Source organism: Paractinoplanes bogorensis (assembly GCF_018829635.1).
In the GTDB taxonomy this organism is placed as follows: Bacteria; Actinomycetota; Actinomycetes; order Mycobacteriales; family Micromonosporaceae; genus Actinoplanes; species Actinoplanes bogorensis.
In genome coordinates this window covers 422,679-435,407 of sequence record NZ_JAHKKG010000004.1, presented here as the reverse complement: position 1 = coordinate 435,407, position 12,729 = coordinate 422,679, and the positions used below count along the sequence as shown (strand labels likewise).

At 71.5% G+C, this 12,729-nt stretch carries 13 protein-coding genes and 1 pseudogene; 5 read left to right on the top strand and 9 right to left on the bottom strand.

From position 1 onward, the window contains the following. Nucleotides 1-134: 134 nt before the first annotated feature. The 4 genes from KOI35_RS13865 to KOI35_RS13850 all read right to left on the bottom strand — a co-directional run bounded on the left by KOI35_RS13865 (nt 135) and on the right by KOI35_RS13850 (nt 3,813). A complete protein-coding gene (locus KOI35_RS13865; RefSeq protein WP_215787325.1) occupies nt 135-914 on the bottom strand; it encodes a phosphotransferase in 780 nt (259 codons plus the stop codon). 17 nt (nt 915-931) lie between these two features. Further along, a complete protein-coding gene (locus KOI35_RS13860; protein WP_215787323.1) occupies nt 932-1,951 on the bottom strand; it encodes an acyltransferase family protein in 1,020 nt (339 codons plus the stop codon). A gap of 72 nt (nt 1,952-2,023) precedes the next feature. After that, nucleotides 2,024-2,692, bottom strand: coding sequence for a response regulator (locus tag KOI35_RS13855; RefSeq protein ID WP_215787321.1), 669 nt, complete (start codon nt 2,690-2,692; stop codon nt 2,024-2,026). After that, the gene (locus KOI35_RS13850; RefSeq protein ID WP_215787319.1) at nt 2,689-3,813 is read right to left on the bottom strand and encodes a sensor histidine kinase; all 1,125 of its coding nucleotides are present in this window, start codon (nt 3,811-3,813) and stop codon (nt 2,689-2,691) included. The genes KOI35_RS13855 and KOI35_RS13850 overlap by 4 nt, the downstream gene beginning before the upstream one ends. A gap of 129 nt (nt 3,814-3,942) precedes the next feature. Between KOI35_RS13850 and KOI35_RS13845 the strand changes: the two genes are divergently transcribed. Beyond that, the gene (locus tag KOI35_RS13845) at nt 3,943-4,572 is read left to right on the top strand and encodes a class I SAM-dependent methyltransferase (RefSeq protein ID WP_215787317.1); all 630 of its coding nucleotides are present in this window, start codon (nt 3,943-3,945) and stop codon (nt 4,570-4,572) included. Here KOI35_RS13845 and KOI35_RS13840 read toward each other — a convergent pair. Genes KOI35_RS13840 through KOI35_RS13830 form a run of 3 tightly spaced genes read right to left on the bottom strand, consistent with a single transcriptional unit; the run spans nt 4,482 to nt 6,761 of the window. Continuing rightward, complete coding sequence (locus KOI35_RS13840) at nt 4,482-5,093, bottom strand: hypothetical protein (protein WP_215787315.1); 612 nt, start codon at nt 5,091-5,093, stop codon at nt 4,482-4,484. The genes KOI35_RS13845 and KOI35_RS13840 overlap by 91 nt on opposite strands. 2 nt (nt 5,094-5,095) lie before the next feature. After that, nucleotides 5,096-5,722, bottom strand: a complete 627-nt coding sequence (locus KOI35_RS13835) for a DUF2461 domain-containing protein (RefSeq protein WP_215787313.1) — start codon at nt 5,720-5,722, stop codon at nt 5,096-5,098. 16 nt (nt 5,723-5,738) lie between these two features. Next, nucleotides 5,739-6,761 (bottom strand): chymotrypsin family serine protease, encoded by a 1,023-nt coding sequence (locus KOI35_RS13830; protein WP_215787312.1) that lies wholly within the window; start codon nt 6,759-6,761, stop codon nt 5,739-5,741. A gap of 550 nt (nt 6,762-7,311) precedes the next feature. On the opposite strand from KOI35_RS13830, the gene KOI35_RS13825 reads away from it, so the two are divergent. Continuing rightward, nucleotides 7,312-7,932, top strand: a complete 621-nt coding sequence (locus KOI35_RS13825; RefSeq protein ID WP_215787310.1) for a cadmium resistance transporter — start codon at nt 7,312-7,314, stop codon at nt 7,930-7,932. A gap of 42 nt (nt 7,933-7,974) precedes the next feature. On the opposite strand, the gene KOI35_RS13820 is transcribed toward KOI35_RS13825, so the two are convergent. Both KOI35_RS13820 and KOI35_RS13815 read right to left on the bottom strand, forming a co-directional pair. Continuing rightward, nucleotides 7,975-8,646 (bottom strand): response regulator transcription factor, encoded by a 672-nt coding sequence (locus KOI35_RS13820; RefSeq protein WP_215787308.1) that lies wholly within the window; start codon nt 8,644-8,646, stop codon nt 7,975-7,977. Continuing rightward, nucleotides 8,643-9,761, bottom strand: coding sequence for a sensor histidine kinase (locus tag KOI35_RS13815; RefSeq protein WP_215787306.1), 1,119 nt, complete (start codon nt 9,759-9,761; stop codon nt 8,643-8,645). The genes KOI35_RS13820 and KOI35_RS13815 overlap by 4 nt, the downstream gene beginning before the upstream one ends. An 87-nt stretch (nt 9,762-9,848) precedes the next feature. Between KOI35_RS13815 and KOI35_RS13810 the strand changes: the two are divergent. The 3 genes and pseudogenes from KOI35_RS13810 to KOI35_RS13800 all read left to right on the top strand — a co-directional run. After that, nucleotides 9,849-10,508: pseudogene (locus KOI35_RS13810) on the top strand (ABC transporter ATP-binding protein); the annotation flags it as partial. A gap of 38 nt (nt 10,509-10,546) precedes the next feature. Then, complete coding sequence (locus tag KOI35_RS13805; RefSeq protein WP_215787301.1) at nt 10,547-12,010, top strand: DUF1349 domain-containing protein; 1,464 nt, start codon at nt 10,547-10,549, stop codon at nt 12,008-12,010. A gap of 17 nt (nt 12,011-12,027) precedes the next feature. After that, complete coding sequence (locus tag KOI35_RS13800) at nt 12,028-12,729, top strand: ABC transporter permease (protein WP_215787299.1); 702 nt, start codon at nt 12,028-12,030, stop codon at nt 12,727-12,729.

Sequence of the window (12,729 nt, the reverse complement as noted above, 5' to 3'; positions counted from 1 at the left end):
TGACCAGACCTCCCACAAAACGGACAAACCGGTCTGGTCGCGATATGGCAAACGATACGCCCAGGAAGGCTGAGCGTTACTCCAGAGTGCCGCTCTGGCGCTACGTGTCAGATCTGACGACGGTCCGGGTGCGGTCAGCCCCAGAACTCGGCCGGGAACGTCTCGACGTCGTCGGCGGCGTCCTCGATGTAGCCGGCCACCGGCAACAGCGCGAGCGCGGCCGGATCGCCCGCGTCAGCCATCTCCCGCATGCCCGCGGCCTGCCGGCGCGCCCGCCGCACGATCGTCTCGCCGAACGCGTGCCGGTCACCCTCCCACCCGTACGCGTCGAGCAGCAGGTGCAGCCGGCGCGACCGGTCGTCCGGGTCGTGGAAGCCCAGCCCCTCGGCCACCTCCGGCGTCACCAGCGGCACCCACCACAGTGCCGCGAACGCCAGGTCGAACTCGCGGGTCGACGGCCCGGCAGTGTCCCAGTCGAAGAACCCGGCCAGCCGCTCGCCGTCGACCACGGCGGCGTTGTAGGGCGCCGCGTCCTGATGCCCGACGATCAGACCGGGCCCCATCGCCGGACTGCCCGCGGCGAACCAGCGCTCCCCCGGCGGCGGCACGAACCCGGCCGTCACGTCGTGGACCCGCCGCAGCCACTGCCCGACCTGGACCAGCATCGGGTCGGTGAACGCCCACGCCGGCCACGGGAACCGGCCGCCCGCGGTCTCGCCGGGCAGGTAGGTGAGCATCTCGCGGCCCTGCTCGTCGAAGCCCAGGGCCCGCGGCGCCCCGTCGAAGCCGGCCTCCTCGAGATGCCGCAGCACCGCATGCACCGTCGGCGTCCACGGCGAGGCCCGCTTGTGGACCACCTCCCCGATCCGCACCGCACCCACCGTGTTGCCGCCGGCCAGCGTCTCCTCGCTCATCGCTGGTTTATAGCCCGCTACCCGGCCACGACGACACTCAATTTGGTGGAGCCTCGGGGCGGGACCGGCCAGGGCAGGAAGCGGGGGCGCCGCCGGGCGGACAGGTCCTCGACCCAGCCGAGGAGCAGCACCGCGTTGGCCAGCAGGACCAGGGCGATCACGGCGTAGCCGGCCTGGCCCAGCCGCCACGCCTCGAACACGTCGCCGACCGGGAAGCAGAGCGCGATCGCCACGTTGTTCCACAGGTAGACCGTCACGGCGCGGGCGTTGATCAGCGAGAACAGGGCCGGGGACCAGGTGATGCGCGGGCTCCAGCGGAGCAGCACCAGGACGAAGGCGAGCTGATATACGGCGTACGGGAAAGGAAGGTCCTGCAGGGTCCCGGGGGTGACGTGGGCGTAAGCGAGAGCCCCACCGGCGGCGGTCACGGCCGCCAACGTGACCAGCCAGGCCGGCACGCGCCGGAGCGAACCGTCGCGGTGGGCGAAGCCGACCAGCCAGCAGGACGCGTACATGAGAACGTCGGTTGCCTCGGACGGGATCGTGAAGCGGGCCGACATCGCCAGCAGCACGAGGGGAACCAGGATCGTGACCAGTCGGGCCCGGCGGTACAGCCACAGCAGCACCGGTGAGAGCAGGACCAGCCACAGGTACGTGACCAGGTACCACAACACCTCGGCGGCCTGCTCGCCCAGGCCGCTCGACGGTGGGTCGGCGAACGGGACGATCCAGGTCAGCAGGTGCCACAGGGGTGGCCGCTCGTCCCAGCCCTCGAGAAACATGACCGGCACGACCAGGACGGCCAGCACCCAGTAGGCGGGTAGGAGGCGACGGATCCGGCCGTACAGGACCTGGGGAATGCCCGATCGGGCCAGTGAGCCGGCCATGAGCGAGCCGGCCAGCGCGAACATCACGCCCATGGAGGGGAACGCAAGCTCGAGCAGCGCGTACGGGAACATGTGGAACACGGAGACCCGGACGATCGCCAGCACACGCAGCAGATCGAAGTACCGGTCCCGGACGCGCGGCTCGGCCACGACACCTCCTGTGACAGCGGACAGGCGCGTAACGCTAGGTAGCGACCCTGTTCCGCGGCTGTGGGACGGCTGTCAGTGCGGGCGTACGGGCTGGAAGTCGTCGTCGATCAGGCCGAGCCGGTGGGCCATCACCGCCGCCTGCACGCGGTTGCGCAGGCCGAGCTTGTCGGTGACCGCCGCGACGTGCGACTTCACCGTGGTCACGCCGAGGTGCAGCGCCTCGCCGATCTCGGCGTTGGACCGGCCCGCCCCGACCAGGGCCAGCACCTCCCGCTCGCGCGGCGTCAGGGAGTTGAGTTCCGCGGGCTGGGCGTCCTCGCGGTGCGCGCTCAGCGCGCGGGCCACCACCCGGGCCAGCACGGCCGGGGCGAGCAGGGGTTCACCGCGGGCGGCGCGACGTACGGCATCGATCATGGCTTCGGGCGCGCCGTCCTTGAGCAGGTAGCCCACGGCACCCGCCCGTAACGCCCCGTAGACCTCGTCGTCCTCACCGAACGTGGTCAGCATGACGACCCGGGTGCCTGGCCGGCCGGCCAGGATGCGGCGGGTCGCCTCGATGCCGTCGACCCGGGGCATGCGCAGGTCCATCAGGATCACGTCGGGCTGCAGACGTTCGGCCAGCCGGACCGCCTCGTGCCCGTCGGCCGCCTCGCCGACCACGTCCTCGCCGGCCGTCCGCAGCAGCAGGGTCACCCCGGCCCGGACGAGTTCCTGGTCGTCGACCACCAGCACCCGGATCATGACGCCACCAGCGGCAGGGTGACGGCGACCTGCCATCCGTCCGCAACCGGTCCGGCGGTGAGCGTGCCGCCCAGGATCTCGACCCGGTGCCGCATCCCCGCCAGTCCGTGCCCCGACGCGGGCAGCCCGGCCCCGGAGCGGACCGGCAGCGTGTTGGCCACGTCGATCCGCAGGTCACCGTCGTGGCGACGGACAGCCACCGTCACGTCGGCCCCCGGACCAGCGTGTTTCAGCGCGTTGGTCAGCGCCTCCTGCACCACCCGGGCCGCGGTGACCCGCAGCGCGAGCGGGGCCTCGGCGGGCAGCTCGGTGCCGGCCGCGACGACCAGGCCGGCCTCGCGGCTACGGTCGACGGCGTCGCTGATCATCTTCTCCGGGTTCATCAGAAGCTCGCTGCCGACCGGGTCGCGCAGCACGTGCAGCATGCCGCGCAGGTCGACCAGGGCCTGGCCGGCGCTGGTGTGGATGGCGTCGAGCGCGACGGCCGCCTCGTCCAGCCGTTGCGTCTCGGGGGCGGTTCCCTGACGGGCGGCGTACCGGGCCGAGCCCGCCCGCATGGCGATCGCCGACACGTGATGGGCGACCAGGTCGTGCACGTCGTTGCTGATCCGCGCCCGCTCGGCCAGGCGACTGGACTCGCGTTCGGCCTTGGCCCGTTCCTCGGCCTCGGCCTTCGACCGGACCAGACCGGCCAGGTAGCGGCCGAACGCGACCGGCGCCCCGACGGCCGCGGTGAGCGACAGCAGGCGGATCACGCCGTTGGCGCCGGAGAGCAGCTCGGCGTCGTTGCGGATGACGGTGAGGAGCACGGCCGCGAACGTGACCAGGAAACCGATCGTGATCACGGCGCGACCGTGCCGGTAGGCGACGGCGCCGAGCGCGATCCCGGCCGCCAAGGGGGCGATGTGCATCCCGTACGGGAGCAGGAAGTCGGTCGCCACCACCAGCACGACCTCGATGCCGAGCAGCAGCAGAGCGGCCCGTCGCACCAGCACCAGCGCCAGTGCCGACGCCATGACCAGCACCCACTGCTCGACCGGCCGGTCGCTGGGCACCCCGAGATAGATCGTGACCGCGCCGATCAGGGCGGCCACGACGGCGATCCCGAGGTCGGCTCTCACGAGATCACGATACGTCCGGCGCGGCAGCCGTCCGCCCCTGCCACCGGTCGCCCCGTCTCCTCCTTCTGGCCGCCGGAGCGCCTGGCCGCACGAGGTCCGGCCGGTGGTGCCGCCCCTAGCGTCGTGATCATGACTTTTCTGGTCGAGTTCGCCCGCAGCCCCCTGATCGTCGGAGCGGTGGCGCCGAGCGGTCGTTCGCTCGCCGAGGTGGTGACCGCGCCCGTGCCCCGGACCGGCGATCCGCTCGTGGTCGAACTCGGCCCGGGCACCGGCTCGTTCACCGCGGCGATCCAGCGGCGTCTGGCCGGCCGGGGGCGGCACGTCGCCGTCGAGATCAACCCGCGTTTCGCGGCCCGGCTGTCACGTGCTCACCCCGGGGTCGAGGTCGTGGCGGCCGATGCCCGCGATCTCTCTTCGCTCGTCGAGAGGCCCGCTGACGTTGTCGTCAGCGGACTGCCGTGGGCCGCGTTCTCCCCGACGATGCAGGGCGACGCCCTGTCGGCGATCGCGCGATCACTGAAGCCCGGCGGGGCCTTCACCACGTTCGCGTACGTGCACGCACGCTGGGCGCCGCCCGCCCGGCGACTGCTGCGCTCGCTGCGATCACACTTCGACGAGGTGGTCGTCGGCCGCACCGTCTGGGCCAATCTGCCGCCGGCCCTCGTTTATCACTGCCGCACACCTTTGCTTCCCCCGTACGACTCCACGAGCGCGTCAACCACAAGAGCGGCGTCGGCGTCGGCCACGTCCTCCGGATAGGTGGGCAGCACGTCGTCCCACATCATCAGCCACGAGCCGCGTACCTGGGACTGCCCCTGGGGTTTGGCCACGAACCAGAAGTGCAGGTGGGAGGCCCCGTCGCCGAACCGGTAGACGTGCGAGCGGGTGACCCCCGGCAGGGCCTGGATGTGCCGCGACAGGTGCCGGGTCAGCACCCCGAGCTCGGCCGCCCGCTCGTCCGGCAGATCCTCCAGGTCGTGGTGGTCGCGCGGGTGCAGCATCAGGATCAGGGGGACGCCCGCCTCCGGGATGCGGCTCAGCCGCCAGTGTTCGTCCAGCCAGAGGCCGGTGTCCCGCTGGGCGCACGACGAGCACTCCGCGGGATCGTCGCCCTGCCGCGGCGCCTCGGGCAGCACCGGCGGCCACAGCCGCGACACCTTCAACCCGTCCCGTTCGAGCGCGCTGATCTCCCACTCGACCATCGCCGGCGGCGGCAGCCGCTGCTCGTCGTCCGCCGCGGCCAGCGCGTGCCGATAGAACTCGTCCGGTGTCAACGCCATGCTCAGGATCGTCCCACGTGGACATCGAGCCATTCCTGGAGCGGCCGGCTCTTCCGGAAGAACTCGACGATGCGCGTCTGCGCCGCCTTCGTCCCCAGCCACGCGGCCGGCTGCCACTCCTTCCACGTGGTGATTCCCTTGTGCCGCAACAGGTCCACGCGCGGATGGTCCTTGGCATAGCCCCGTGGTGCCGTCTTCAGAGACCCATGCCCGTGTACGACGATCCGGTCGCCCTCGATCCGCTCGATGACCCCGGTCAGCGCCGCCCCCGACTTCTCGTCGTCGACGGCCCGCCGATAGCGCTCGAGCTGATCGCCCTCCAGCTGATAGATGCCGCACCCGGCGGCCAGCCCGTCGGCCGACAACTGGATGTAGTTGCCCTCGTCGAGCCAGGCCGCCAGATGCGTCTTGTAGGGCGACTTGTCCTTGCTGAACCGCACGTCCCGATACGGCCGGAAGATCTTCCCGGCCCCGAACTCGGGTTCGAGCGCGGCCAGAAGCTCCTGCATCGGCGCCCGCACCTGCTCCTCGTAGAAGCTCTGATGCGCGGTCCAGTAGGTCTTGGAGTTGTCGGCGGCGAGACCCTCGTAGAACTCGAGGGCCTCGCTCGGCCAGCCACGGAACGTCACGTCCCGATATTAGGACTCACCGCGTGGCCGGCACGATTCCCCCGAAGTCACGCCACGCCGTGCCGTAATCCTGAAAACCGATCCGGGCTCCCGCCGTACGGGTCGTCGTGCCCTTGGCCAGGATCTTGCCGCTGGCGGCGACCGAGTAGATCGGGCCTCCGCTGTCCCCCGGCCGGGCCGCCGCCTGACCCTCGGTCTGCTCGGCCTCGACCAGATCCTCACGGTCGGCGTAGTAGAACAGCACCTTCAGGTTGCAGACCGGCCGGCCCAGCTCGCGGGCGCTGGTCATGCCGGACTGGCACAGATACTCACCGACGAACGTCCAGCCCCAACCCTCGACCGGGGCGGCCACACTGTCGGTCGGCGTACCCACATACACATAGCCGTCGACGCTGGACGTGGGCACGAGCTCGACGTCGTGGTCCTGGTGCCGCGGCCCGACCGTGCCGATGAACTCGCCCCGCCCGTCGGTGAACCGCTGCCCGGCCTGCCCGCAGTGCGCCGCCGTGAGAATGTAACTGGCCGACCCGTTCCGCACCCCGAACCCGGAGGTGCAGGCCGTGCCCTGATCGGTGTTCACGATCGTCGCGCCACCCTTCCACGGCGCCCAGTCATCGTCCCGGCTGGTCGGTTCGAGCTTCGCCTCGGCGACAACGGACACCGGCACACCGACATCCAGCCTGCTCAGACTCGCCTTGGCGGCCGACACGATCAGCCCACTGCCGTCAGGCGCAAACTTGATTCCCTGTACGCCCGCAGCCGGCACCCGCGCCGCCGCGGTGCGAAGCTCGGCCATCGAATAGTCGGCGGCGTGCACACGGACCGGAGCGTTACGCGAGGCCCGGGCAACCACCGCACGCATCGTGGCCGGCAGCGCACCCTTCCACCACAGCGCAACGTCCGACTCACCCAGCACGATGCCGGCGTAGCCCGGGTACGACCGCTTCTCCACCTCCCACCGCACGGCCGAGGCCGCCGCCACGAGGGGTCGTTGCTTCTCCATCCGGCGCAGATCAGCCGGCGCAAGCAGATCGGCCACGTTCCGCGCGGACACCTGCTCCCGGGCCCGCGCTTCAGCGGGACCGGACGCCCGGCTGGAGTCGGACGCTCGTGCGGGGATGGACGCCTGGCTGGAGTTGAGGGATTGGGCGGGGATGGACGCCTGGGAGGGGATGGACGCCTCGGCGGGGGTTGCGCCTAGAGCCGTCACGGTTGCCGCCGTCACTGCCGCTGCCAGCCATCGGCGACGCTTTGACATCGTTGTCATCGGGGATCAGCCTCCTGGGGGGAAGAGGGAGGAACCGGGGATTACATCGATCGATGTAAATGGAAAGTAACCTTCCAGCGCGGTTCGCGCCACCCTCAGCCCTTGCGCCGCCTTGATCCGCCACCTGGACATCGAGCGATCAGCGGCTCCGTCACCGCCCTCGCCAGCGCCTCGCAAGCACCTGGCCAAGCACGCGCCGAACTCGCAACGGCGCCCTCATCAACGGAACCAGAAGGTTGATCATGCAGATTTCTCCGCCGATTCCCCCTGTCCGGGGCAGAGCCGCGGCCCTCTCCGGTCGCACCGTGAAGGCGGCCCGTTCATGAGCCTGGGCATCATCGGCCAGGCCGCAGCCCTGTTCGCCGTCACCAACATCGACGACATCCTGATCCTCGCCCTGTTCTTCGCGCAGGGCGCCGGCCACCACCACACCACCCGCAACGTCCTGCTCGGGCAATACCTGGGTTTCGCCGGCATCCTCGCCGTCGCGGTGGCGGCCGCCCTGGGCGCGACGTTCCTGCCCGACGCCGCCGTGCCCTATCTCGGCCTGCTCCCGCTGGCCCTGGGCATCAGAGCCGCCATCCAGTCCTGGCGGCACCGCAACGACGACGATGACGAGACCGAGACGAGCGACGGAGCCCCCGGAATCCTCGCCGTGGCCGCGGTGACGTTCGCCAACGGCGGCGACAACATCGGCGTCTACGTCCCCGTCTTCGCCGCCGCAGAAGCCACCGCGGAAGCCACCGCCGGCGCCGCCGGGATGAGCGTCTACGTGCTCGTCTTCCTGGTCCTGGTCGCGGTGTGGGTCGCCGCCGGCCGCTACTTCGCCACCCGCCCGATCATCGCCAAGGCACTCAGCCGCTGGGGCCACATCCTGCTACCCGTGGTCCTGATCGGCATCGGCCTGCTGATCCTCATCGAGGGCGGCGCCTTCGGCCTCTGATCCGGCCCCGGCCCGCGACGGCACTCATCCCGGAAGCGTCATTCAAGGCAGCCCGATGCGATATCCCACCCCCGGAACCGTCGTGATGACCGCGGGATTACCGAGCTTGCGGCGCAGCCGACCGACGGTGACCGCGACCGTGTTGGTGAAGGGGTCGGCGTTCTCGTCCCAGACCTGTTCGAGCAGGGCCTCGGCGCTCAGATAGCCGGGCACCGCCCGCAACAGCGCCTCCAGCAGCGCGAACTCCTTCACCGAAAGCGGCTGCGCCAGCGGCACCCCGCCCCGGGTGACCGCCCGCAGCACCGGGTCGAGCGACAGGTCGCCGGCCGTCAGCACGCGCGGACGTGCCGACGGCCGGCGACGGGCCAGCGCCCGGATCCGCAGCACGAGCTCGGGAAAGTGGAACGGCTTGGCCAGGTAGTCGTCGGCGCCCAGCGTGAGGCCCCGCACCCGGTCGTCGGCCGAACCGGAGGCCGTGAGCATGAGGACCATCGCCCGCTCGGCCGGGCGAGCCGTGACCATCTGGCAGAGCGTGTCGCCGTGCAGGCCGGGCAGGTCGCGGTCGAGGACGATCACCTCGTAGGCGGTGTGGTCGAGCTTGGCCGCCGCGTCGAGCCCGTCGAGCGCAACGTCGACGGCCATTCCCTGATCACGCAGTCCCTCGGCGACGACCTCGGCCAGAGCCGGCGCGTCCTCCACCACGAGCACCCTCACGACCGCGCCTCGGCAGCCGGCCGCCGGATGCCGGGCCCAACCGATCCGGTCGCCACCGCTGCGGGCAGGGACACGCTCAGGCGCAACCCGCCGGCCGGACGCGGGGTCAGGTCGAGAACGCCGCCGTGGGCCGACGTGACGGCGGCGACGATGGCCAGTCCCAGTCCCGTGCCGGGGCCGGTGCGGGCGGCGGCGATGCGCTGGAACGGACGCCCCAGCCGGGCCAGCGATGACGCCGAGAGCACCGGCCCGTCGGACTCGACGATCAGCACTACCGACGACTCGGAGGCGGCCCCCGAGATCCAGATGCCGCCGCCGGGCACGTTGTGGGTCACCGCGTTGTTGATGATGTTGTCGACCAGCCGGGCGACCAGCACCGGGTTCCCCAGAGTGAGCAGTTCGGCGGGCAGGGCGACGCGCGGGGCGAGGGCTTGGAGGGCCGCGGAGCGGGAAGACAGGGATTCGCCCGCCAGCGCGGCGAGGTCGATCACCTCACGGTCGTCGAGCGCGCCGTGCTGCGCCCGCGCGAGCAGAAGGAGACCGTCGAGCAGGGAATCCATGTCGTCGAGGGAGCCGCGCAGACGCTCGGCGAGCGGAGCCGGGACCGGGTCGGGTTTGGCCAGCGCCACGTCGAGCGAGGCCCGCATGGTGGCCAGGGGCGTACGCAGCTCGTGGGAGGCGTCGGCCACGAACCGGCGCTGAGCGGCGAACGACTCCTCGAGCCGCCCGAGCAACTCGTCGATGGTGTCGGCCAGATCCTTCACCTCGTCGGACGGCCCTTTGACGGCCAGCCGGGAGTGCAGGTTGTCGGCGGTGATGCGACGGGTGGCGGCGGTGATCGTCCGCAGCGGGCGCAGCACCCGGTCGGCCACGGCCCGGCCCATCACCAGCGAGACCAGCAGCATGGCGGCCAGGGCGACCACGGCACCCACGACGAACTGGCGGGTCGCCGCCGCGTCGGCCGAGGCGAGCTGCTCCTGAATCGGCCCACTGCCGACCGGCACCGACTGCCGGGTGTCACGCAGCCCCAGGCCGGCCGTGATGGCCAGCAGACCCAGAGCGGAGAAGAAGAACATCGCCCCGTAGAGAAACGTGTATCGCATGCGGACGCCCATGGGACACAGCATGCCCGGCCGGACCTAACAGCGGCGTGACAGCTGCTGTGCGGACCGGGTTAGGCCCCGATCCGTAGAACTCTCGCCATGGACGCCACCATCGACATCACCGGCTTGCGGAAGAGCTACGGTCCGACCGCCGCCCTGCGCGAGATGACTTTCACTGTTCGGCCGGGCCAGGTCACCGGTTTCGTCGGCCCCAACGGCGCCGGCAAGTCCACGACCATGCGGATCCTGCTGGGCCTCGACCACCCCGACGGCGGCACCGCCCTGATCGGCGGTCGCCGCTACCGCGATCTGACGAAGCCGCTGGAGGCCGTCGGCGCCCTGCTCGACGGCACTGCCCTGCAGCCGAGCCGGAGCGGCCGCAACCATCTGCTCTGGCTGGCCCAGTCCCAGGGTCTGCCCGCGAGCCGGGTCGACGAGCTGCTCGACGAGGTCGGTCTGGCCGGGGTCGCGCGGCGACGGGCGGGCGGCTACTCGCTCGGCATGCGTCAGCGGCTGGGCGTCGCGGCGGCCCTGCTCGGCGACCCACCGGTCCTGATCCTGGACGAGCCGTTCAACGGTCTCGACCCGGCCGGTTTCGTGTGGATGCGCGACCTCCTGCGGACGCGGGCCCGGGAAGGTCGTGCGGTCTTGATCTCCAGCCATCTGATGGGCGAGCTGCAGGACCTGGCCGGCCACGTGATCGTCGTCGACCGGGGGCGGGTGGTCGCGGACGCGCCGACCCGGGCCATGCGGGAGCGGTACGGCTCACTCGAATCGGCCTACCTGGAGCTGACCCGATGATCCGCGCCGAGTTCACCAAGTTCCGGAGTGTGCGCGGCTGGGTGCTGGGCCTGGCCACGGCCGTCGCGCTGTTCGTCGGGATGGGCTGGCTGACCGCGGCGGGCAGCTTCACGTCGTGCGACGACCAGGCTTGCCCGTCGCCGCCGGTCGGGCCCGAGGGGCAGGCGGTCGAGGACCATTTCGGCTTCGCCCACCGGACGCTCACCGGCGACGGCAGCCTCACCGCACGGGTCCGCGACTTCAGCGGGATCATCACCTATCCGCCGCCGAACCACGACGAGATCGTCGACGGTCTCGTGCCCTGGGCCAAGGCCGGGCTCATCGTCAAGAGCGACATCAACCCCGGTTCCCCGTACGCGGCGATCATGCTCACGGCCGACCACGGCGTCCGCTTCCAGCACAATTACGTGCACGATGCGGCAGGTCCGGTCGATGCCCGCTGGCTGCGCATCTCCCGATCGGGCGCCGACGTCACCGCCTACGCCTCGGCCGACGGGCGAAACTGGACCACGGTGGGCACGATGTCCGGCTGGTCGGGGCCGGTGCGAATCGGCTTCGCCATCGCCTCGCCTCCCGACATCACCGCCAAGGGCAACCCGATGGGCGGCAGCATCGTGCAGGCCCGGTTCACCCAGGCCAGCGCCGTCTTCGACCAGATCACCAGCACGGCCGGCGGCGCGTGGCGCTACGACGAGGTCGGTGCCGACGGACTGCGTACGGACTGGGAGAAACTCCACCGTGCGCCCGGGATGACGACCGGCAGCGACACCCTGACCCTCACCGGCAGCGGCGACATCGCTCCCGCGACCGACATGAGAGTGGCGCCGTACCTGGCCGGAGCCCTGCCCGCGCTGCTCGCGATCCTGGTGGTGGCGGTCCTCTTCATCACGAGCGAGTTCCGCCGGGGCCTGATCCGGACGACGCTGCTCGCCTCCCCGCACCGCGCCCGCATGCTGGCCGCCAAGGCCGCGGTGATCGGCGGTGTCACGTTCGCGGCCGCGCTGATCGCCGTCGTCGTGGCCCGGCCGCTGGTGAGCCATGTCTTCCGAGCCAACGGCAACTTCGCGGCGCCGACCGGCCTGCTCACCGATCTGCGGCTGAGCCTGGGCACGGCGGCGCTGCTGGCGGCGACGGCCGTTTGCGCGTACGCCCTGGGCGCCCTTTTGCGCCGCGGCCTGCTCGCCATCGTGCTGGCCGTGGCCCTCACGGTCGTGCCCTACCTGCTGGCCACCGCGTCGGTCCTGCCGGTTGCCGCGGGCGAGTGGTTGCTGCGGCTGACACCCGCCGCAGGCTTCGCAGTGCAACAGGCGTTTCCCGCGTACGAGCAGGTGTTCCACCCGTACACCCCGGCCGACGGCTATTTCCCCCTGGCTCCGGCGGCGGGCCTGGCCGTGACGTGCTTGTGGGCGGCGGGGCTGCTGACCTTGGCCACCGTCCGCCTGAACCGAGCCGACATCTGACCTCCACAGGAGCGAGCGTGCCAATTCCCGCGGTTGTCCGCGCTGAGTGGACGAAAGCACGAACCACCCCCGACCTCCCGCTGGCCATGGCGCTGACCGTCGTCGCCACGCTCACCGTCGCGGCCCTGGTCAAAGCGACGACCGCCGACACCCCCGATCCCGTACGGGTGGGGCTGCTCGGCCTGCAACTCGGTCAAGCGATCATCGCGGTAGCGGCTGTTCAGCTCGTGGCCGGCGAGTACGGCACCGGGCTGATCCGCTCGAGCCTGCTCGCCGTCCCACGGCGCTGGCCCGTTCTCGCGGCCAAGGCCCTGATCCTGACGGCCGCCACCACCGCGACCGCCGTCGTGTCGGTGGCCGGCTGCGTGCTTCTCGACGGGCGCCCCGGCTTCCCGGTCCGCCCGGCGGTCGGGTCGGTCGTCTACCTCGGTCTCGTCGCCCTGCTCGCGCTGGGCGCGGCCGCGACTCTCCGCAGCGCCACCGCATCAGCCGGCGTCGTGCTGGGACTGCTGTTCCTCGTGCCGTCGATGTTGCGCTGGCTGCCCGATCCCGACTGGGCCGACTTCGTCTATCGGGCCGGCCCGGCCACGGCCGGCACGCGCATCCAGTCCACCGTGGACGTCGACACCCCGTGGCGCGGGCTGGCCGTGACTGCGGCCTGGGCGGTAGGCGCGCTGCTGCTGGGCGCGCTCACCTTGCAGCGCCGCGATCACGGGTGA

Bases quoted from the DNA above. Each gene is read 5' to 3' on its own strand.
- KOI35_RS13865 (WP_215787325.1), bottom strand. From the start codon at position 914: ATGAGCGAGGAGACGCTGGCCGGCGGCAACACGGTGGGTGCGGTGCGG.
- KOI35_RS13855 (WP_215787321.1), bottom strand. From the start codon at position 2,692: ATGATCCGGGTGCTGGTGGTCGACGACCAGGAACTCGTCCGGGCCGGG.
- KOI35_RS13845 (WP_215787317.1), top strand. From the start codon at position 3,943: ATGACTTTTCTGGTCGAGTTCGCCCGCAGCCCCCTGATCGTCGGAGCG.
- KOI35_RS13840 (WP_215787315.1), bottom strand. From the start codon at position 5,093: ATGGCGTTGACACCGGACGAGTTCTATCGGCACGCGCTGGCCGCGGCG.
- KOI35_RS13825 (WP_215787310.1), top strand. From the start codon at position 7,312: ATGAGCCTGGGCATCATCGGCCAGGCCGCAGCCCTGTTCGCCGTCACC.
- KOI35_RS13815 (WP_215787306.1), bottom strand. From the start codon at position 9,761: ATGGGCGTCCGCATGCGATACACGTTTCTCTACGGGGCGATGTTCTTC.
- KOI35_RS13805 (WP_215787301.1), top strand. From the start codon at position 10,547: ATGATCCGCGCCGAGTTCACCAAGTTCCGGAGTGTGCGCGGCTGGGTG.